The organism is Salmonella sp. 3C (assembly GCF_025426275.1).
GTDB classification, from domain to species: Bacteria; Pseudomonadota; Gammaproteobacteria; order Enterobacterales; family Enterobacteriaceae; genus Salmonella; species Salmonella enterica.
Genome location: NZ_CP104858.1, coordinates 3,459,438 through 3,478,865 on the forward strand (window position 1 = coordinate 3,459,438; position 19,428 = coordinate 3,478,865).

Annotated in this window: 19 protein-coding genes and 2 pseudogenes; 12 read left to right on the forward strand and 9 right to left on the reverse strand. The window is 47.7% G+C overall.

All coding sequences use genetic code 11. The features are described 5' to 3' along the window. Positions 1-181 precede the first annotated feature (181 nt). From N7E69_RS16485 to N7E69_RS16510, 6 genes are all read left to right on the forward strand, one after another. Positions 182-697, forward strand: a complete 516-nt coding sequence (locus N7E69_RS16485) for a CoA ester lyase (protein ID WP_001574067.1) — start codon at positions 182-184, stop codon at positions 695-697. A gap of 22 nt (positions 698-719) precedes the next feature. Beyond that, entirely contained in the window at positions 720-1,469 is a 750-nt protein-coding gene (locus N7E69_RS16490) for an electron transfer flavoprotein subunit beta/FixA family protein (protein ID WP_001523061.1), read from the forward strand. 10 nt (positions 1,470-1,479) lie between these two features. Further along, positions 1,480-2,439, forward strand: a complete 960-nt coding sequence (locus tag N7E69_RS16495; RefSeq protein WP_001752648.1) for an electron transfer flavoprotein subunit alpha/FixB family protein — start codon at positions 1,480-1,482, stop codon at positions 2,437-2,439. A 32-nt stretch (positions 2,440-2,471) separates the two neighbouring features. Next, positions 2,472-2,669 carry a hypothetical protein gene (locus N7E69_RS16500; protein ID WP_001200424.1) on the forward strand — a complete coding sequence of 66 codons (198 nt, stop codon included), beginning with the start codon at positions 2,472-2,474 and terminating at the stop codon, positions 2,667-2,669. A 63-nt stretch (positions 2,670-2,732) separates the two neighbouring features. Continuing rightward, the gene (locus N7E69_RS16505) at positions 2,733-3,896 is read left to right on the forward strand and encodes an acyl-CoA dehydrogenase family protein (protein ID WP_000835388.1); all 1,164 of its coding nucleotides are present in this window, start codon (positions 2,733-2,735) and stop codon (positions 3,894-3,896) included. A gap of 447 nt (positions 3,897-4,343) precedes the next feature. After that, positions 4,344-6,029 carry an electron transfer flavoprotein-ubiquinone oxidoreductase gene (locus tag N7E69_RS16510; protein WP_001000310.1) on the forward strand — a complete coding sequence of 562 codons (1,686 nt, stop codon included), beginning with the start codon at positions 4,344-4,346 and terminating at the stop codon, positions 6,027-6,029. A gap of 5 nt (positions 6,030-6,034) precedes the next feature. Here the strand turns inward: N7E69_RS16510 and N7E69_RS16515 are convergent, their stop codons facing one another. Together N7E69_RS16515 and N7E69_RS16520 are read right to left on the reverse strand one after the other, a co-directional pair. Beyond that, complete coding sequence (locus N7E69_RS16515) at positions 6,035-6,925, reverse strand: LysR family transcriptional regulator (RefSeq protein WP_000545335.1); 891 nt, start codon at positions 6,923-6,925, stop codon at positions 6,035-6,037. Positions 6,926-7,189: 264 nt separating this feature from the next. Then, a complete protein-coding gene (locus N7E69_RS16520; protein ID WP_000287111.1) occupies positions 7,190-7,615 on the reverse strand; it encodes a GntP family permease in 426 nt (141 codons plus the stop codon). 346 nt (positions 7,616-7,961) lie between these two features. Between N7E69_RS16520 and N7E69_RS16525 the strand changes: the two are divergent. Both N7E69_RS16525 and N7E69_RS16530 read left to right on the forward strand, forming a co-directional pair. Next, positions 7,962-8,165 (forward strand): annotated as a pseudogene (locus tag N7E69_RS16525) (IS1 family transposase); the annotation flags it as partial. Then, positions 8,151-8,653, forward strand: a pseudogene (locus tag N7E69_RS16530) (PQQ-dependent sugar dehydrogenase); the annotation flags it as partial. The pseudogenes N7E69_RS16525 and N7E69_RS16530, both read left to right, overlap by 15 nt. Here the strand turns inward: N7E69_RS16530 and N7E69_RS16535 are convergent. Beyond that, complete coding sequence (locus N7E69_RS16535) at positions 8,650-9,276, reverse strand: glutathione S-transferase family protein (RefSeq protein WP_000631900.1); 627 nt, start codon at positions 9,274-9,276, stop codon at positions 8,650-8,652. The pseudogene N7E69_RS16530 and the gene N7E69_RS16535 sit on opposite strands and share 4 nt — an antisense overlap. Before the next feature lie 243 nt (positions 9,277-9,519). Between N7E69_RS16535 and dacC the strand changes: the two genes are divergently transcribed. Beyond that, complete coding sequence (dacC, locus tag N7E69_RS16540) at positions 9,520-10,722, forward strand: serine-type D-Ala-D-Ala carboxypeptidase (RefSeq protein ID WP_000195712.1); 1,203 nt, start codon at positions 9,520-9,522, stop codon at positions 10,720-10,722. A gap of 44 nt (positions 10,723-10,766) precedes the next feature. Here the strand turns inward: dacC and deoR are convergent, their stop codons facing one another. Both deoR and ybjG read right to left on the reverse strand, forming a co-directional pair. After that, on the reverse strand, positions 10,767-11,525 hold the full coding sequence (gene deoR / locus N7E69_RS16545) for a DNA-binding transcriptional repressor DeoR (RefSeq protein WP_108610888.1): 759 nt from the start codon (positions 11,523-11,525) through the stop codon (positions 10,767-10,769). A 71-nt stretch (positions 11,526-11,596) separates the two neighbouring features. Continuing rightward, positions 11,597-12,205, reverse strand: coding sequence for an undecaprenyl-diphosphate phosphatase (gene ybjG / locus N7E69_RS16550; RefSeq protein ID WP_001531378.1), 609 nt, complete (start codon positions 12,203-12,205; stop codon positions 11,597-11,599). Positions 12,206-12,517: 312 nt separating this feature from the next. Here ybjG and N7E69_RS16555 point away from each other — a divergent pair, with 312 nt between their 5' ends. Beyond that, positions 12,518-13,750, forward strand: a complete 1,233-nt coding sequence (locus tag N7E69_RS16555) for an MFS transporter (RefSeq protein WP_001181285.1) — start codon at positions 12,518-12,520, stop codon at positions 13,748-13,750. 53 nt (positions 13,751-13,803) lie between these two features. Here N7E69_RS16555 and N7E69_RS16560 read toward each other — a convergent pair whose 3' ends face one another. Both N7E69_RS16560 and N7E69_RS16565 read right to left on the reverse strand, forming a co-directional pair. Continuing rightward, a complete protein-coding gene (locus N7E69_RS16560) occupies positions 13,804-14,619 on the reverse strand; it encodes a Cof-type HAD-IIB family hydrolase (protein ID WP_000023547.1) in 816 nt (271 codons plus the stop codon). Beyond that, the gene (locus tag N7E69_RS16565; protein ID WP_000217416.1) at positions 14,616-15,827 is read right to left on the reverse strand and encodes an MFS transporter; all 1,212 of its coding nucleotides are present in this window, start codon (positions 15,825-15,827) and stop codon (positions 14,616-14,618) included. Before N7E69_RS16565 ends, N7E69_RS16560 begins: the two co-directional genes overlap by 4 nt. Positions 15,828-15,994: 167 nt before the next feature. On the opposite strand from N7E69_RS16565, the gene N7E69_RS16570 reads away from it, so the two are divergent. Next, positions 15,995-16,615: a TetR/AcrR family transcriptional regulator gene (locus N7E69_RS16570; protein WP_000661881.1), complete on the forward strand. Its 621-nt coding sequence runs from the start codon at positions 15,995-15,997 to the stop codon at positions 16,613-16,615. A 116-nt stretch (positions 16,616-16,731) separates the two neighbouring features. Here N7E69_RS16570 and N7E69_RS16575 read toward each other — a convergent pair whose 3' ends face one another. After that, positions 16,732-18,417: an aspartate:alanine antiporter gene (locus N7E69_RS16575; RefSeq protein WP_001024853.1), complete on the reverse strand. Its 1,686-nt coding sequence runs from the start codon at positions 18,415-18,417 to the stop codon at positions 16,732-16,734. Positions 18,418-18,687: 270 nt separating this feature from the next. Between N7E69_RS16575 and N7E69_RS16580 the strand changes: the two genes are divergently transcribed. Next, positions 18,688-19,065, forward strand: coding sequence for an inner membrane protein YbjM (locus N7E69_RS16580; RefSeq protein ID WP_000680850.1), 378 nt, complete (start codon positions 18,688-18,690; stop codon positions 19,063-19,065). A 31-nt stretch (positions 19,066-19,096) separates the two neighbouring features. On the opposite strand, the gene N7E69_RS16585 is transcribed toward N7E69_RS16580, so the two are convergent. Then, the gene (locus tag N7E69_RS16585) at positions 19,097-19,360 is read right to left on the reverse strand and encodes a GrxA family glutaredoxin (protein WP_000495513.1); all 264 of its coding nucleotides are present in this window, start codon (positions 19,358-19,360) and stop codon (positions 19,097-19,099) included. Between the last annotated feature and the right edge of the window lie 68 nt (positions 19,361-19,428).

A 19,428-nucleotide genomic window follows, 5' to 3' on the forward strand; every position in this document is an offset into this window, starting at 1 on the left:
TATATCAAATAATTAAATTTTATTTTTATCTTTGTTATTGTAACAATAAATTACATGTTTCTTTCTGTTATCAGCGAACCTGAACCAATTTTAATGGGGGGTTAGATAAAAGCTAATTCAGAAAATTATTTTTTTAAGATATATTGAATTATCAGATGCTCCATTCAAATGAGAGACGAGAATGCAAACGTTAGAACGGTTTTTTCTTTTCGTTACGGGTGACCAACCTGAACGATTTGAAAAAGCAAATAGCAGTTGTGTTGATAGCGTAATCCTTGATTTAGAAAATGCGGTGTCATCTGAGAAAAAAATAATTGCCAGAGAAAATGCTCTGAATTTCATGAGTAATGATGAAAAAGTACTGATTGCTGTACGTGCAAAAATTGTAATAACTTCACGCCTGGCTGGATCATATCCTTCTGTTGACGGTATCACAACTGAATTTATGAAAAACGAGTTGACAATACAAAATGCTATTCACTCCTGTAAAATGGGGTTCAGTGGCAAGGTATGTATTCACCCTCCACAAATTTCACATGTAAACAGAGCATTCAGCTATTTAAAACAAGAAATCGAGTGGGTTCCCCAGATTATGCGACTGGCTCAATATCCCCATGGAGCGTTCAGTCATGAAGGGCAAATGGTGGATAAACCGTTACTGGAAAAAGCAAAAAGGATTTTGGCTCATAGCATTTAGTAAATATATGAAGGAGTCACCAATGAAAGCTTTAGTTTGTGTAAAACAAGTTGTCGATCATAACGTTAGAATTAGAATAAAGCAAGATCATTCTGATGTTGATATTTCTGATTCAAAACTCAGTATCAATCCATTTGATGAAATTGCAGTTGAAGAAGCAGTACGTTTAAAAGAACGGGGATTAATCAGTGAGGTTGTTGTAGTGTCTATAGGAAACACAGGTGTAGGGGATGTATTGCGTACAGCACTGGCAGCAGGGGCAGACAGGGCAATACACATATTAACAAAAAACTCTCTTACACCACTAATTGTGGCCAAAACTATCACCGCTATTACCCGGAATGAAAAACCCGATATTATATTATTAGGCAAGCAAGCTATTGACGATGATTGTAATCAGGTAGGCCAAATGCTGGCAGCATTACTCGATCTTCCCCAAGCCACTAATGTTAGTGAAATTACTATTTCTGATAATTCATTAACTGCTGTTCGTGAGGTTGATGGAGGATTAGAAACGTTAAATTTATCCCTGCCTGCAGTACTCACTACAGATCTACGTCTGAATACACCGAGGAATATCAGCTTGCCGAATGTTATTAAAGCCAAAAAGAAACCTGTTAAGGAGATAGATTTCGATTCACTTGGTATTAACCCATCATCCAGATTGACTATTATTAAAGTTGATGAGCCAGCAAGAAGGAAAGCAGGCATAATCGTTCCAGATATTAACACGCTGCTAGATAAATTAAAAAACGAAGAAAAAGTAATTTAAGGAGGAAAATATGGCTTCTTTAGTTATTGCTGAACATAACGGCAATACTCTTTTACCTTCAACACTCAGTACTATCACTGCGGCAAAAGCCATTAATAGTGATATAGATATACTTATGTTAGGATATGGTATAGAAAGTATTGCAGTTAAAGCCAGTCATATTCAGGGGATATCCACTGTATTTGTTGCTGACAGCCCACTATTCGAACACCTTCTGGCAGAGAATGTGGAAAAACAGATCAGCTATTTTTTGAATAGTGGGAAAAATCATTATCAGTCCATTCTTTTTCCTGCAAGCTCTTTTGGAAAAAACTGTGCGCCACGCTTAGCAGCAAAACTTGATGTATCTCAGATTAGTGATATTACGCGTGTCATTGATCAACATACCTTTGAACGTCCAATCTATGCGGGTAACGCTATTGCCACAGTACACAGTGATGATGAATATAAAGTGATAACTGTTCGTCCTACCTCATTTGCGGCTGCGGCTGCGGCTGCGGTTGCGGAAGATGAGGGAAAAGCCCCCATTGAATTTACAGAGGTTGTTCTTGGTTCAGATCAGGTAAAATTTATTAGCCAACATGTTAATAAAAGTAACCGTTCAGACTTACAATCCGCCAGAGTTGTAGTATCAGGTGGACGAGGAGTAGGAAGTGCACAGGCATTCAAAGAACTTGTTGATAACCTGGCAGATAAATTAGGCGCTGCCGTGGGGGCAAGCCGGGCTGCTGTAGATGCTGGTTATGCACCAAATGATTATCAGATTGGCCAGACCGGAAAAATCGTTGCGCCTCAACTTTATATTGCTCTGGGAATTTCTGGCGCCATACAACATCTTGCCGGGATGAAAGAGTCAGGCGTCATTGTCGCTATTAATAAGGATCCTGACGCTCCTATCTTTTCTATTGCGGATTATGGTTTGGTAGCTGATATTTTCAAAGCTGTACCTGAACTTATCGATAAATTATAAATCATATTTTTTCCTCCTTAAAGGTAACTTTTATGCAATATACTGATATTCAAATTTGGCAGCCTGGCATTCTGCGCAACACCGATTATCTTAACCCCGGTCCCGCTAAGCTGCTGGCCGCCACTCTGGATAAAGACATCAAAATCTTTAAAGAGGGGGGGCGTTCTGCCAGAATTATGGCACTGGCTCTATTTTCTTCCTGTCGACCGCCAGTCAGATCTATCTGCTGATGGTCATCCGATAAAAGGTCATTTTCTACCCCCTGTTGGCGCTGGTTTATTGAGGAAAAAATTATGAAAAGTATTGAAAAGGATAAATATCAGGATATTCGTGATGCGGTTAGTTCATTATGTAGTGAATTTGATGATAAATATCACCGTAAGATAGATGAAGCAAAAGCCTATCCTGAAGAGTTTGTTAATAAACTAACCAAAGCTGGTTGGCTGGCTGCGCTCATCCCGGAGGAATTTGGAGGGTCAGGGCTTGGTTTAACTGAAGCATCTATTATCATGGAAGAGATCAATAGATCGGGTGGAAACTCTGGAGCCTGCCATGGTCAGATGTATAACATGAATACGTTGTTACGTCATGGATCCGATAAACAGAAAGAATTCTGGCTGCCACGGATAGCTACTGGTGAATGGCGCCTGCAGTCGATGGGCGTCACAGAACCCACAGCAGGTACAGATACCACCAGAATTAAAACTACAGCTATAAAAAGAGAAGACCGGTATGTGATAACCGGACAAAAAGTCTGGATTTCACGTGTTCAACATTCAGACTGGATGATTCTTCTGGTTCGAACTACTCCGCTTGCAAATGTAAAACGTAAATCCGAAGGGATGTCTATTTTCATGGTTGATATTAAAGAAGCTATGAAAAATGGAATGACAGTACGACCTATTCCCAATATGGTCAATCATGAAACCAACGAGCTCTTTTTTGACAACCTGGAAATTCCCGAAGAAAATCTTATTGGTGAAGAGGGTATGGGTTTTCATTACATACTTGATGGTTTAAATGCAGAGCGTACCTTGATTGCGGCAGAATGTATAGGCGATGGATATTGGTTTATGGATCGTGTTACCCGCTATACCTGCGAGCGTGAGGTTTTTGGTCGTCCCATTGGTCAGAACCAGGGGGTGCAGTTTCCTATTGCAGAAGCATTTATTGCAGTGGAAGCGGCTAATCTGATGCGTTTTAAAGCGTGCGAGCTTTTTGATCAGCATCTTGATTGTGGAGCACAGGCTAATATGGCGAAATACCTTGCTGCGAAAGCCAGCTGGGAAGCAGCCAATGCCTGCCTGCAATTTCATGGTGGATATGGTTTTGCCTGTGAGTATGATATCGAACGAAAGTTTAGAGAAACACGTTTATATCAGGTTGCTCCCATATCTACCAACCTGATCCTGAGCTATATCGCTGAGCATGTGCTGGAGATGCCACGTTCATTCTGATGTCAAATCAATTGGAAAAATATTATGAAACAGTTACCTCTGTCCGGAGTCATTATAGTCTCGATTGAACATGTCATTGCCGCTCCCTTCTGTACCCGACAGTTGGCTGATTATTTCTCGCGGGTAACTATAATAGAATGCCAAGAAAATAGGGACTTTTCCTGCAATTATGATGAACGGCTTAAAAATGATTTGTGTATATTATTTTCATCTGAGGGAGAAAGCTAAATATAAATGTTATGGAATGCTTCATCATCACCGACATTTTTTTAATAGTTGATAACTGGCTATATAGTCTTATAGGCACCTTTTTCTAAGGTTGAACATTCCTATACCATTTCATCTGTTTTATCACTATGATATTTATTTCATTGGTTACAATATGAATGCAATTTTATTTACATAATATAGCTGTTCCTACGGTGCTGAAAAATTAAGGAGTTAATAATGAACGATACACTTTCTAATACCCAGCAATCACGTGAGACAATAGAATGTGATGTTCTTATTGTGGGAGCAGGACCCGCCGGATTATCTGCAGCTCTTAAACTTAAATTACAGGCAAATGACGCAGGAAAAGAACTGTCCATTATCGTCCTTGATAAAGGAGCTGAGCCTGGTTCTCATATTCTCAGTGGGGCAGTCATGGATCCCCGAGCGCTGAATGAACTAATTCCTGATTGGCAGGAAAGAGGCGCACCCATTAAACAGCCTGTTACTCAGGATAAATTACTGTTACTGACGAATGAAAAATGTATTAATTTGCCGGATGTATTGATTCCTGATAATTTTCGCAACCATGGAAACTTTATCGTAAGCCTCGGTAATCTCATTAAATGGCTCGCCGGTCAGGCAGAAACGTCAGGCGTGGATATTTATGCAGGCTTTTCGGCAACTGAGATACTGTATGATCAGGATACTAACATTATCGGTGTAGTAACTGGTGATATGGGACGTCATCGGGATGGCAGCAAGAAAGAGGGGTTCCAGAGTGGAATAGAAATTCTGGCAAAATATACAATTTTTGCCGAAGGGGCCCGCGGTAGTCTGGCTAAAGAACTGATCAAAAAATTTCATCTTGATACAGGCAAAGCACCCCAGAGTTTTAGCATAGGCATAAAAGAGTTGTGGGAGGTTCCATCAGACCAGTCCCATCCGGGGCTTGTAATTCACACCACAGGTTGGCCTCTGGATAAAGAGTCGTTCGGGGGTGGGTTTCTCTATCATCTTAATGATAATAAAATTGCACTAGGTTTGGTTGTGGGACTTGATTATTCAAATCCCTGGTTAAGCCCTTTTCAGGAAATGCAGCGCCTGAAAACACACCCTTCTATACGCAAATACATTGACCGGGGTAAGCGTATTGGTTATGGCGCAAGAGCAATCAATAACGGCGGGATTGCGTCTATGCCTGATCCCTGTTTACCTGGTGGTCTGCTGATTGGTTGTAATGCCGGTACGCTCAATGCAAGTAGAATCAAGGGCATCCATACAGCTATCAAAAGTGGCATGATAGCGGCTGACGCTATATTTAATGCTTTGCTGGACAACAGGAAAAACGACATACTGACAGAATATCAAACATTACTGCGACAGAGCTGGCTTTGGCAGGAACTGGAAAATGGTAGTAATTTCAAACCCTGGTTTAAAAAAGGGCGTGTGATAGGTTTTATCATGACTGGCATTGAGCATTGGCTGCTTCCCCGAATGGGTATAAAAAAAATCCCCTGGCGTGTAAAAAATAACCGACCGGACAATATCACTCTGCAACCGGCCAACAAAAGCCAGAAAAAACTGTACGACAAACCTGACGGTAAACTGACGTTTGATATTTTGTCATCCGTCTATCTCAGTAACACCTGGCATGATGACGACCAGCCAGTACATTTGAAAATCAGTGATCAGAATATCCCTATATCCATTAATCTGGATATTTATGGTGGCCCCGAAGAACGATATTGCCCTGCCGGAGTATATGAATTTTTACAGGATAGTGAAACACAAAACATGCGTCTGCAAATAAATTCACAGAACTGTATTCACTGTAAAGTTTGTGACATTAAAGATCCTAAACAAAATATAACCTGGACTACGCCTGAAGGTGGCAACGGACCAAATTATACAGGGATGTAACGCTATCACTCAGTCTGAGCTGTAAGCATAGTAACCAGTTTTTGTGTGAAACCGGGTAATTTGTCAAAGCTTCTGGCGCAGATTTGTAATTTTCTTAATGACCAAAATTCATCAAGATCAATAATCGAAAATTCATGCAACTGACGCAAACGGGATGCAGCAGAGTGAGGCATTATACCAATGCCCACTTTTGCTTCAACCATACGGCAAAATGTTTCAAAGTTGCCGACCTGTATTCTAATTTTCAGTTTAGATGGTACTAGTTCTGCCTTTTTTCGGATAAATTCAAACATTCCTGTCCCTTCAGGCAGGCTGATTTGTTCATATTGAATTAATTCATGAAAGGTCACGCTTTTTCTGTCAGCAAAGGGATGGTCTGTCGCGGTGATAAGCACTAGCCTATCAGTACGGAACGGCAGTATTTCAAGATTATCTGTTGTAATATTACCAGCAACAATTCCGAGATCAGTTTTCCCCTCAATAACAGAACGTACAATTTCCGGACTTGGATACTCCCTGAGATCAATATTCACATCGTTATATAGTGTAAGGAAATGGCTCAACAATGGGGGGAGATACTCTGCAATAGCAGTTATACTGGAAAATATTCTGACATGTCCTTTGATGCCTTTAACATGCTCCTGCATATCGCTACGTAACATTTCCATCTGATTCACAATAAGGCTGGCGTGGTGTTTAAATGTTTCACCAGCAGAGGATAACGTTATCCCCTTGCTACTACGATACAGCAATCTCAGATTGATACTCTGTTCAAGATTACGTATACGCACGCTACCAGATGCGGCAGACATGTAAGTTTTTTCCGCTCCACGTGTTAAGCTCCCTTCTTCACTGATAGCAAGGAATAATTTTAAATCTTTTATATCAAAGTGCATCGTTGTGGCTCATAATTAACGTATAATACAGTGTGCTGCTTTTTTATAGACTCAGTCAGACTGAGTATTTCGGCCTATCCGAATTCCTGTCACGTCGAGATAACTACAAAATGTAGGCTGACGGTGTCACCGCCCTACCATGATCCGGGGCGGATCTGGTAGGACGCTGGTGACCGCTGACAGGGGGTCAGGTCAGACATATTGTCGGAACCGTTGTAACGTAGATGCTAATACCTGCTCCCCGTGGTCATCAGGTTAACCCGTTTACAGCGGTTTTTTCAGCCCCGGCAGATTTATCATAAACTGATCACCGTAAATATGTGGAATCAGCCAAGTAAAGAACAGATTGGCAAACGCCACCACAAGCAATGATACGCCTCCATAGGTCAATAAAGCGCATACAAGAATAATCATCGGCATGGCTTTGTTCTGGCCCACCATACAGGTCACAGCACTGACAATTGAGTAGTAAAAACCAGCAAATTCAATCAGCTTGCCAAATACTGCACCCAGCAGAAAGACAGGAAAATAAAGTTTTACAAAACCGATCAACTTATCCATAAATATATCACTGAAAACCGGGGCGACCGTCACTGGACGGGTGAACAGAACTGCGCCAAGTGCTACCAGCGGAGCAAAAAGGATCACACTGTAACCACGATAAGCGACCAGCATCAGTAATGAATACATTCATTGTCTTATCTCGCTTGCATGACTACCCATTTTATCCATGTTATGCAACAGCTTGTGTCATATTTTTCTGATCTCCATTTTAGATCAGACAGGCTATTACTCAGGGATTCCGGCGCGAAGAATGGAACATACTCTAAAAAGTACTTGGCGGATTCAAGTCGGTATCACTCCGTTAATAATCTTTATTCTCGACCCGCTGCATGTTGATTTTACGGTTAAACGCCGTTCTCTTATTCATCGCAGGAGTAAACCATCATGACATGCAGTGAAATCCCCAGAAAACGATCATGTATTCAATCGGTGATTATCGTTTCGAATACCGACTTTTATCGCAGGATTTATGATGGCTAAAGTCGATGTGAAATGCCCGTTTTGCGCGCAAACGGCATCCGTTAAAAAGTATGGTCCGGGGAGTGCAGGGCACCAGCATTACCGCTGTCAGGCATGTTGCCGCAGCTTTCAGGTCGACTATGAATACCGCGCCTGTCAGCCCGGCATGAAAGAGCAGGTTGTTGATCTTGCCATGTACAATGCCGGTATTCGTAATCCGCAGGGACTGGCAGTCAATCCCTGGAGCGGCGCGCTATGGCTGCATGAACACGGTCTGCGCGGCGGCGATGAAATTAACATACCGAAAAAAGGCAAAAATTATGGCTGGCCGCTGGCCACATGGGGCGTCAACTATAGTGGTCTGAAAGTGCCGGAAACCAAAGGTGAAATTGTCGAAGGAACGGAGCAGTCGGTTTACTACTGGAAGGATTCTCCGGCAATTAGCGGGATGGCCTTTATATCAGCGACGTTTTTGTGCCGTGACGGCATAAACTGTTTATCGGCGCGCTAAAAGATAAAGAGGTTATTGTGATGCGCGTCAATGGCAATACGGTGACGGAAGAAGACTGTATTTTGAGTGACAGAAAGCAACGTATCTACGATGTGCGTGTCGGACCTGACGGCTACTTATATGTGTTAACCGATGAGTCCGACGGGCAGTTACTCAAGGTAAGTCCTTCACTTGAGGCCGCGGCTACGCGTTAGGTGACTGGGATCATCACCACTTTGCGAAAAGCAGGGCGCTCGGTAAGCTGTTGATACCAGCGTTCCAGATTCGGGCGCGGCGTCCACTTCAGACCCACGTTCAACAGGTTATAGACGAAAGGCGCAATGGCGATATCGCCGGTGCCGAAGTTGTCTCCGGAGAACCACGGCTGGTGGGCCAGAGCGTCATCAAGCAGCGCAAACAGGCCATCACACTTTTCGATACCGGCTTCAATTGCCGCCTGGTCGCGTTTTTCCGGCGGGGTTCTGACCAGTCCCATCAGTATCACGCGGTGCGCCGGGCTTAACGTTTGATTCGCCCAGTCCATCCATTTTTCGCCCTCCGCACGCCGCGCCAGATTATCAACCCATAGCCGGTTCTGGCCGTATTGCGCCGCCAGATAGCGGACAATGGCATTGGATTCCCACAATAACAGGTCGGTTTCATCATCTTTAAGCAGCGGCACCAGCCCATTAGGATTCATCGCCAGATAGTCGGCATCCTGGTTAACGCCGAATTTTCCACCTGCCAGAATTTGATCGTATGGCAGTTCCAGCTCTTCAAGCGTCCACAACACTTTTTTAACATTAGTCGAGTTGTTCCGGCCCCACAGCGTAATCATATTAACCCCTTCTGTTTTATCAGGATGATGACAGTAATCGGCCTACCGTGAGATAAACCTAACATTTACACAATGGTCTGTAAAAAAATCGTTATGAAGGAAGCGTAACGGGATGTTATTGCATAAACTTTAAAAACTTTACCAAGTTACGGTTTCTTTAACGTCGTGAGTGCGTTATTACTCACCGCACTTATTACACGGTGGTGTGACGTGTGTTTTTGGAATGGATACTCGGGTGGTACTATGACGCAATACGCTTCTTCCCTTCGTAGCCTCGCGGCAGGTTCGGTTCTCTTATTCCTTTTCGCTTCGCCTGTAAAGGCAGAGGAACAAACGATCGCGCCGCCGGGCGTTGATGCGCGAGCCTGGATCTTAATGGATTACGCCAGCGGTAAAGTACTGGCGGAAGGCAACGCCGATGAGAAACTCGACCCTGCCAGTTTGACAAAAATTATGACCAGCTACGTGGTGGGCCAGGCGCTGAAGGCAGGGAAAATCAAGCTGACCGATATGGTGACGGTGGGCAAAGATGCCTGGGCGACGGGGAACCCGGCGCTACGTGGGTCGTCGGTGATGTTTCTGAAGCCAGGCGATCAGGTGTCGGTTGCGGATCTTAATAAAGGCATCATCATTCAGTCAGGTAACGATGCCTGTATCGCGCTTGCCGACTACGTCGCCGGAAGCCAGGAGTCCTTTATCGGCCTGATGAACGCCTATGCGAAACGACTGGGGTTAACCAATACAACCTTCCAGACGGTACACGGTCTTGATGCGCCAGGGCAGTTCAGTACCGCTCGCGATATGGCGTTGCTCGGCAAGGCCTTGATTCACGATGTGCCTGACGAATACGCCATTCATAAAGAAAAAGAATTTACTTTTAATAATATTCGTCAACCGAACCGCAACCGCCTGTTGTGGAGCACCAATCTGCATGTCGACGGCATGAAAACGGGGACAACGGCTGGCGCTGGGTATAACCTTGTCGCCTCCGCCACTCAGGGCGATATGCGCCTGATCTCTGTCGTGCTGGGGGCGAAAACGGACCGTATTCGTTTTAATGAGTCAGAAAAACTGCTGACCTGGGGTTTCCGCTTCTTTGAAACGGTCACGCCGATTAAACCTGACGCGACATTCGTGACGCAACGGGTCTGGTTTGGCGATAAGCGTGAGGTCAATTTGGGGGCGGGCGATGCGGGGTCTGTGACGATTCCGCGTGGGCAGCTTAAAAACCTGAAGGCCAGCTTTACGTTGAACGAACCACAGCTCACGGCGCCGTTGAAGAAAGGGCAGGTTGTCGGCACCATCGATTTCCAGCTTAACGGAAAATCCATTGAGCAACGCCCGTTAATGGTGATGGAAAACGTCGAGGAGGGGGGATTTTTCAGCCGGATGTGGGATTTTGTGCTGATGAAACTCCATCAGTGGTTTGGCAGTTGGTTCTCGTAAAATAACTCCGTTGCCGGGTGCGCGTCGCATCCGGCTACGGGCGGTTAATACATCAGAGTAATTTGTTGCGCTTTAGCGTAGGCCACAAAGGCCTCATCGGGACGGCGGTCGCTGATAATCGTATCAAAGCGTGATAATTCCCCCATCCGCGCCGGACGTACCTTGCCGAATTTACTGTGATCCACCACCAGTACATGGCACTGTGCCATTGTCATTGCCCAATGTTTTACCGGCAGCTCTTCCAGATTAAAGCAGGTAGCGCCTTTACTGGTATGAACGCCAGCGGCGGAATAAAACGCGATATCCGGACAAATATTGTTTAACGTTTCATGGAAATCAAGCGGTTTGAAAATGGCGTTGCTGGCGTGAAACTCCCCGCCGCTGAGGATGGCGCGGCAATGGGGTTTGTCCTGCAGCGCCAGAAAGGTATTAAGTGAATAGCACACCGCCGTAAAGGGAAGGTCATTATCAATGGCTTCAATGATCCACGGCGTGGTGGTGCCACAGTCAATAAATACCGTCTGATGGGCTTGTACCAGGCCCGCAGCCAACTGAGCGGCTCGGCGTTTTTCTTCCACCAGACGAGATTTTTGATCGCTTAACAGATAATGGCTGGCGCTGCGGGGCTCCAGTAAGATATAGCCGCCCAGCAACACGACAGGAGCGCTTTTATGGTTCAGGTCGCGACGAATGGTCATTTCAGAGACGCCCAACAGGGTCGCGGCTTCTTTAAGATGAAGTTTATCGCTGTGTTTTAAGGCCTGCAGCAATTGACCAATACGCTCGTCGCGTCGCGTTTCCATAGTTCCCCTGGAGAGTTAAATAAGCGCTCCGCACCATACAGAGCGCTTAATATTACTCTTTTTTTCGCTATTTAGTCACGTACCCAGCCTTTTCGAATGGGCAATGCGAAACAGAAACGGTAACAACGTTGCAGCGCCTGGTAGAGCGGCGCGCCGTACCATTGCCAGATCAGCTGTGCGCTCAGGCAGCCAAGCATCGCTACCAGCAGCGCGCCAATCATATCTAACGGCCAGTGTACGCCGAGATAGACGCGCGACCAGGCGATGGTAATGGCTATCGCCATCATCACGATGCCTGACCAGAGGCGGTGCCAGAACAAAAACGCCAGCGCAAAGGTAAAAATCACCGTACCGTGATCGCTGGGGAACGAGTCATCGGCGGCATGATGCAGGAAGTTATAGCCGATATGATCGACAAACGGACGGTCGTGCGGGAAAAGGTGTCCCATTGTCCAGGAGACCGCCAGACTGATAATCAGCGCGATGCCGATTTTAACGATCAGCTGGCGCTGAGCGCAGACCCGATCGCGGGGACCCCACAGCCAGAGTACCACGGCTAAGAGCGGGACAATGTTGATGACATCTTTGGCGATAAAGATAGCGAGCGAAATTGTCCACTGCGCGGAATCAGGCGTGGCGTTAATAAAATAAAACAGCGAGTTGTTAAGGTTTTCCAGCATAACATCCAGGCTCGGAGCAATGAAATCAAAAGGGATAGCCAGCTCATCCCCGTGCAAACTGAGCATAAATGCAGCGTAACAGAGAGGAAAAGCAGTATTGTCTTATTTGGCGGCAACATGAAGAGATTTAAGACAATGGCATAAAATAACGTTGATGATAACGGCGCAAACTTAAATTAACCTTAAAGTACGTAAGCGCTAAGCGGCTTTCTGTAAAAATGTGCGCTATTTCCCTTGCAGCCTCATAATTCGCTATCTCAGTTCCCCGACTTTCATTACACTCTGCGCGGTTTTTATTGGCGAAGAGATGGTATGCAGAATCGTTTACAATCAGGCGGCAGGCTGGGACGTCAGGCGCTGCTTTTTCCTCTCTGTCTGGTGCTGTACGAGTTTTCTACTTATATTGGCAACGACATGATCCAGCCGGGTATGCTGGCGGTGGTTGAGCAGTATCAGGCGGGCCTGGACTGGGTTCCGACGTCCATGACCGCTTATCTGGCGGGCGGTATGTTCTTACAGTGGCTGCTTGGCCCGTTGTCTGACCGGATTGGCCGTCGTCCCGTGATGCTGGCGGGCGTCGTGTGGTTTATTGTCACCTGCCTGGCGACGTTACTGGCGAAAAACATCGAACAATTTACCTTCCTGCGTTTTTTGCAAGGGATTAGCCTGTGTTTTATCGGCGCTGTAGGGTATGCCGCGATTCAGGAGTCCTTTGAGGAGGCGGTGTGTATAAAAATTACCGCGCTGATGGCGAACGTGGCGTTAATCGCGCCGCTACTGGGACCACTGGTTGGGGCGGCATGGGTGCATGTTCTGCCGTGGGAGGGGATGTTTATTTTATTTGCCGCACTGGCCGCTATCGCCTTTTTCGGGCTACAGCGCGCAATGCCGGAGACCGCCACGCGGCGGGGCGAAACGCTGTCATTTAAGGCGCTGGGCCGGGATTATCGGCTGGTGATAAAAAACCGGCGGTTTGTCGCAGGGGCGTTAGCTCTGGGATTTGTCAGCCTGCCGCTGTTGGCCTGGATTGCGCAGTCGCCGATTATCATCATTAGCGGCGAACAGCTCAGCAGCTATGAATATGGTCTGCTACAGGTGCCCGTTTTTGGCGCGCTCATTGCCGGTAATCTGGTGTTGGCGCGTTTAACCTCCCGACGTACGGTTCGCTCGCTGATCGTGATGGGCGGCTGGCCTATCGTCGCGGGGCTGATCATCGCCGCGGCGGCGACGGTGGTTTCATCCCATGCTTATTTATGGATGACGGCGGGATTAAGCGTATACGCTTTTGGCATTGGGCTGGCGAATGCCGGACTGGTGCGTCTGACGCTCTTCTCCAGCGATATGAGTAAAGGAACGGTCTCGGCGGCGATGGGAATGCTACAAATGCTGATTTTTACCGTTGGCATTGAAGTCAGTAAACACGCCTGGTTAAGCGGCGGCAATGGGCTATTTAGCCTGTTTAATCTGGCAAACGGTATTCTTTGGCTACTGCTGATGCTGGTCTTCTTAAAAGATAAGCGGACGGGGAATTCGCAAACAGTCTGAGAGAGCGGCTACGCCTGATAAGCTTTCTGTTATCAGGCGTAGAGAGGCATCCGCTAGACGTTGAACGGCGGCTCGTTGTTTAATACGCTGTCGATAATATCCAGCACGCCTTCCTGGTTGTTCGATCCGGCGCGGTATTTCGCCGCCGCCGCGACCGCTTCGCTGGCGTGCGACATGGCAAAACTAAACCCGGCCTGACGCAGCATCTCAATATCGTTGCCACCGTCGCCGAATACCACCACTTCACTATCATGAATGCCCCAGCGCTGCTGTAACAGACGCAGGCCGTTGGCTTTATGCACGCCGGGAATAATTAAATCAATACTGCCATAGCCGGTATGAACGGGGACCATGATATCGCCAATGGCGTCGTGCAGCGCTGCCTGTACTTCCGGTATCCGTTCATCGGTAATATTAAGGCCGAATTTGAAAAAGACATCGTTGATATTATTAAAATTATCCACAAACTCCAGACGATGATAATACATTGCCGCAACGGCTTTTAACGCATCGTCGTAGCGTTTCAGCGTGTAGGCGCTGTTTTTTCCACAGGCGATGATCTCCACATCGGCGCGTGTGAGCAGGTGTTCGACAACCGCCTGGAAGTCGGCTTTTGTCAGCTCGCCGTTAAAAATATCCTCGCCTTCGCTGACCACCCAGCCGCCGTTTTCCGCGACAAAAGCGATTTCGTGCGCAATTTCCGGAAAGAAGGAGATTAACTGGTAATACTGGTTGCCGCTGGCCACGACAAAGCGAATGCCTTGCCGCTTCATTTGTTGGTACTGCGCCATAAACCGGTCACGGTTATAGGTTTTTTGATCGCTCAGAAACGTGCCGTCCATGTCGACGGCGATTAATTTGATACTCATGCGTTATGCTCCATCACCGGTTGCGGAGTCGATACAGGTTTGGCGACGGCCTTCGCCACCAGCGCCGCCAGAATAACCAGCGCCAGCACAACCATCATGGCGCTGCGTAATCCATAATGCTCTCCCAGATAGCCCAACAGCGGCGGCCCGACCAAAAACGCCAGATAGCCGGTCGTGGCGACAACGCTCACGCGCGTCGGCGCGTCGGGACCGGTATCGCTGGCGGCGGAAATGGTCAGCGGGAAGCCGAGCGAAGCGCCTAAGCCCCAAAGAATGACCGAGACGCCGGCGACCCAGTCGCTATCGACAAAAATAATCAGGCCAATGCCCAACGCTCCCATCAACGCGCTGGCGCGAACAACCGTCACCCGGCTATAGCGGTCAATAAACCAGCCGCCGGTAAAGCGGCCAACGGTCATACCAAGCGTGAAACCGGCGTAGATCAGAGAGCCGGAGGTTGGGCTAAAACCGTGTCCGTCTACCATCAGTAGCGGTAGCCAGTCATTCGCAGATCCTTCGGCGAATGCCATTGCCAGCACCACCACGCCAATAAGCAAAAGCTGGATGTCCCGATAAAAAGGTAATCCTTTTTCCTGAAGGTGAGAATCTTCCGATGCGTTTTTACCCGTACCGTCAGGGATCGCCCGAATGGCGATGAAAATGGGCGCGATCGCCACGGCAGCCGCGAGGATGATATGGATGTTAGCCGGGACGCTTAATGCGGTTAACGCCATGCCGACACCAGCGCCCGCCAGCGTGCCGAAACTGTAAAAACCATGCATCATCGGCAGAACGGTTTTATTCAGCTCGCGTTCGACCGCCGCGCCTTCGACATTAATCGCCACTTCGGCGGCGCCAAAACTGGCGCCGAAAACGGCTAATCCAAGGGCAAAAATCAGCGGCGAGGCGCACCACAGCGCGACGCTAAGAATAACCATCCCGCCTACTGCGCAGGTCATCGTCATGCGAATAACCTTCCGGGTGCCAAATCGTTTCACCAGCCAGGCGGAACAAAGAATACCGCTCATTGAACCGATAGAAAGCCCGAATAAGACCGCCCCCATTTCCGCGGTAGAGACGGAAAGAATATCCCGAATAGCAGGCGTTCGGGTTGCCCAGGAGGCCATCAGCAGTCCGGGTAAAAAGAAGAACATAAACAGCGCCCAGGTACGGCGTTTTAAGGCGTTACGTGAGGAGAGGACGGTCATAGCGTCAGGCCAGAAAATAGAAGCGAGAGGTAAACATTAGCAAGCTTGTGTACATTTGTACATATCGTCGTCATACTTCGTTGTGCAGACAGTTTTTACTGTCTGTTTTTTCAGCGTAAGCGGCAGGCTACTATCGCCTGCATCCTGAATGAGATGTGGAACTCATCATGAAAGAAAATGCCGTAAGACGCGCCAATGATCCTAAGCGACGGGAAAAAATAATTCAGGCCACACTGGAAGCGGTAAAGACCTATGGCGTTCATGCCGTGACGCACCGGAAAATCGCCGCTATCGCTCAGGTGCCGCTTGGCTCGATGACCTACTATTTTGCCGGTATGGATGCGTTATTGAGTGAAGCTTTTACACTTTTCACCGAGAACATGTCGCGTCAATACCAGGACTTTTTTGCGCAGGTGACGGATGCGGAGGGGGCGTGCCAGGCGATAACGGAAATGATTTACGGCTCGCAGGTTACGACGCCGGATAATATGACGTTAATGTATCAGTTATATGCCTATGCCAGCGATAAGCCAGCGTTAAAAATAGTCATGCAAAACTGGATGCAGCGTAGCCAGAATACGCTGGCGCAGTGGTTTGACGCGCAGACCGCCCGCGCGCTGGATGCGTTTATCGAGGGGATGACGCTGCATTTTGTAACGGATCGAACGCCGCTGGCGCGTGAAGCGATTTTACAGATGGTAAAGCGAATCGCCGGAGAGTCAATGTCGTGTCACTCTGCGTCAGGCAACAAAAAACCCACCAACCTTGAACCGAAATGGCGGGGTTGATGGGCTCCACAAAATGGGGACATCAAAGAAAAGCAGTGGCAATAGGTATGACTGATGCTTTAACGAAAAGTTCGACCTATTGGCAAAATTTTTTCACTTAAAGGCAAACTTCAGTTTTATCCTAACCCCGGCCAGATGATGACAATAAGCGTCCCCGCCAGCGTTAGCAGAACGTTGGCGATGGCGTAAGTCCCCGCATAACCCAGCGCTGGAATATTACTGCGCGCCGTATCGCTAATGATTTCCATCGCCGGGGCGCAGGTACGCGCGCCCATCATGGCACCGAACAGCAGCGCCCGGTTCATGCGCAGCACATAAGCGCCAAACAAGAAGCAGATCACCACCGGTACCAGGCTGACGACAAGCCCGGCGATCAGCATTTGTCCGCCGACCGCGCCCAGACCGTTGCTGATACCGCTGCCGGCGCTTAAACCAACGCCTGCCATAAACACCATCAAGCCGAATTCTTTCACCATATTAAGCGCGCCCTGCGGAATATAACCAAAGGTAGGATGGTTAGCGCGCAGGAAACCGAGCATGATCCCGGCGAACAACAATCCGGCCGCGTTGCCGATGCCGAAACTAAAATTGCTGAACTGGAAGGTAATCATCCCGATCATTAACCCGATGATAAAAAAAGCGCAGAAGGCGAGCAGGTCCGTCACCTGACTATGGATCGAAATAAAACCAATGCGATCGGCGATGGTTTTTACGCGTCTGGCGTCGCCGCTCACCTGTAAAACGTCGCCTTTATTCAGCACGACGTTATCGTCGATAGGCATTTCGATCTGGCTGCGGATGACGCGGTTAAGGAAGCAGCCATGATCGGTCAGCTTGAGCTGAGCGAGGCGGCGACCGACCGCATTGTGGTTTTTCACCACAATTTCTTCCGTCACGATGCGCATATCAAGCAGATCGCGATCAAACACTTCCTTACCATTACGGAAGCTGGGATCGAGCCTGGCGTGCGCGTCCGGATAGCCGACCAGCGCAATCTCATCGCCCATTTGCAGCACCGCATCGCCATCCGGGTTCGCCAGAATACCGTTACGGCGAATACGTTCGATATAGCAGCCTGTCTGGCGGTAAATACCCAGCTCGCGCAGGTTTTTGCCGTCAGTCCAGGCCACCAGTTCCGGGCCAACCCGATAGGCGCGGATAACCGGCAAATAAACCTTGCGATTAGCATCGGTATCCAGACCGCGCTCGCGAGCAATTTGCTGGGCGCTGGTTTGCAAATCCTGATGCTGTAGTTTAGGCAAGTAGCGCGCGCCCACGATCAGACTGACCAACCCAATCAGATAGGTCAGGGCATAGCCCAGGCTCAGATTATCAAGAGCGGAGGAGAGTTGCGTGCTGGCGATGCCGGAATGTCGCAGGGTATCGCCTGCGCCAACCAGCACGGGCGTGGAGGTCATTGAGCCAGCCAGCATACCGGCCGTCAGGCCGATATCCCAGCCGAATAGCTTACCAAGGCCTAAGGCGATTAGCAGAGCGCTACCGACCATGACCAGGGCAAGCATCAGATAATTTTTACCGTCGCGAAAAAAAATCGAAAAAAAGTTGGGGCCAGCCTCGACGCCGACACAAAAAATAAACAGCATAAATCCCAGATTTAGCGCGTCGGTGTTAATACTGAAGTGTTGCTGCCCTAATAATAGAGAGACCACTAAAACGCCAATGGAATTACCAAGTTGGACTGAACCCAGACGTAACTTGCCAAGACACAGGCCAAGAGCCAGGACCACAAATAATAACAGGATGTAATTCCCATTTAACAAATCTGCGACGTTTATATTCACGGAGACTAACTTCTTGTTTACGAGTAAGCTGTTGAAAGAAATGGTAATTTACGCTACTGTTTTTATCATGAATTAAGGGTGCAATCGTATTGCATACAGCATCCAAATAAAAACAACACAACAATATATCCTGCTAGTTTAATCTTATTGCGTACTAACGGCTATAAGAATCGTGCAGGTGTGTTTTTGGCATGGAATGCCACATGACTTTATCTGACTGGATGCCTCACGGCGGAAAGCGTGTTCGATAGAGAGTGTCAGGAGGAACGATTGAAACATAAACACGGGTGGGCAAGCGTTGTCTGCTGCTTTGTACTCTTTATTGTGGTGTGTCTTTCATTAACTATGCATGTACAAGGCGCTTTTCGCGCGGCAGGGCATCCTGAGATTGGACTGTTATTTTTTACGTTGCCTGGTGCGGTGGCCAGTTTTTGTTCTCACCGACGCGAGGTGATCCGACCGCTGATCGGGGCGATGCTGGCGGCGCCGTTTTGCCTGGTGTTAATGCGCGTGGTATTTATGCCTACCCGATCGTTTTGGCAAGAACTCGCGTGGTTATTTAGCGCCGTATTCTGGTGTGCGTTAGGCGCGCTCTGTTATTTGTTTATTAGCAGCCTGTTTAGCCACCGGCGAAAAAAACGCCGATAGCGCCCTCCGTCAGAGGGCGTTGCCAGAGCAATCAGGCGAAAAGATTCAGATTTTCTTTTGCCCATGCTTCAAAATCCGTACAGCCGCCGATATGTTTTTGATCGACAAAAATCTGCGGTACGGTTTCTACAGGTTTACCTACGGTTTTTTCCAAATCCGCTTTAGTAATGCCTTCAGCATGGATATCAATATAGCGGTAGTTGAAATCGTCGCGTTCTTTGCTCAGTTTTTCCGCCAACTCTTTTGCACGCACGCAATAAGGGCACCCTGGACGGCCAAAAATAACAGTAAACATATCTCTCCTCGAACATAAAGCCAGACGGCGAACAGGTGTTATCATGCCGCGATTTACGGCAGATGAAA

Excerpts from the sequence above, each read along its gene's own strand:
- N7E69_RS16485 (WP_001574067.1), top strand. The coding sequence starts at position 182 with ATGCAAACGTTAGAACGGTTTTTTCTTTTCGTTACGGGTGACCAACCT.
- N7E69_RS16490 (WP_001523061.1), top strand. The coding sequence starts at position 720 with ATGAAAGCTTTAGTTTGTGTAAAACAAGTTGTCGATCATAACGTTAGA.
- N7E69_RS16495 (WP_001752648.1), top strand. The coding sequence starts at position 1,480 with ATGGCTTCTTTAGTTATTGCTGAACATAACGGCAATACTCTTTTACCT.
- N7E69_RS16500 (WP_001200424.1), top strand. The coding sequence starts at position 2,472 with ATGCAATATACTGATATTCAAATTTGGCAGCCTGGCATTCTGCGCAAC.
- N7E69_RS16505 (WP_000835388.1), top strand. The coding sequence starts at position 2,733 with ATGAAAAGTATTGAAAAGGATAAATATCAGGATATTCGTGATGCGGTT.
- N7E69_RS16510 (WP_001000310.1), top strand. The coding sequence starts at position 4,344 with ATGAACGATACACTTTCTAATACCCAGCAATCACGTGAGACAATAGAA.
- N7E69_RS16515 (WP_000545335.1), bottom strand. The coding sequence starts at position 6,925 with ATGCACTTTGATATAAAAGATTTAAAATTATTCCTTGCTATCAGTGAA.
- N7E69_RS16520 (WP_000287111.1), bottom strand. The coding sequence starts at position 7,615 with ATGTATTCATTACTGATGCTGGTCGCTTATCGTGGTTACAGTGTGATC.
- N7E69_RS16535 (WP_000631900.1), bottom strand. The coding sequence starts at position 9,276 with ATGATTACGCTGTGGGGCCGGAACAACTCGACTAATGTTAAAAAAGTG.
- dacC (WP_000195712.1), top strand. The coding sequence starts at position 9,520 with ATGACGCAATACGCTTCTTCCCTTCGTAGCCTCGCGGCAGGTTCGGTT.
- deoR (WP_108610888.1), bottom strand. The coding sequence starts at position 11,525 with ATGGAAACGCGACGCGACGAGCGTATTGGTCAATTGCTGCAGGCCTTA.
- ybjG (WP_001531378.1), bottom strand. The coding sequence starts at position 12,205 with ATGCTGGAAAACCTTAACAACTCGCTGTTTTATTTTATTAACGCCACG.
- N7E69_RS16555 (WP_001181285.1), top strand. The coding sequence starts at position 12,518 with ATGCAGAATCGTTTACAATCAGGCGGCAGGCTGGGACGTCAGGCGCTG.
- N7E69_RS16560 (WP_000023547.1), bottom strand. The coding sequence starts at position 14,619 with ATGAGTATCAAATTAATCGCCGTCGACATGGACGGCACGTTTCTGAGC.
- N7E69_RS16565 (WP_000217416.1), bottom strand. The coding sequence starts at position 15,827 with ATGACCGTCCTCTCCTCACGTAACGCCTTAAAACGCCGTACCTGGGCG.
- N7E69_RS16570 (WP_000661881.1), top strand. The coding sequence starts at position 15,995 with ATGAAAGAAAATGCCGTAAGACGCGCCAATGATCCTAAGCGACGGGAA.
- N7E69_RS16585 (WP_000495513.1), bottom strand. The coding sequence starts at position 19,360 with ATGTTTACTGTTATTTTTGGCCGTCCAGGGTGCCCTTATTGCGTGCGT.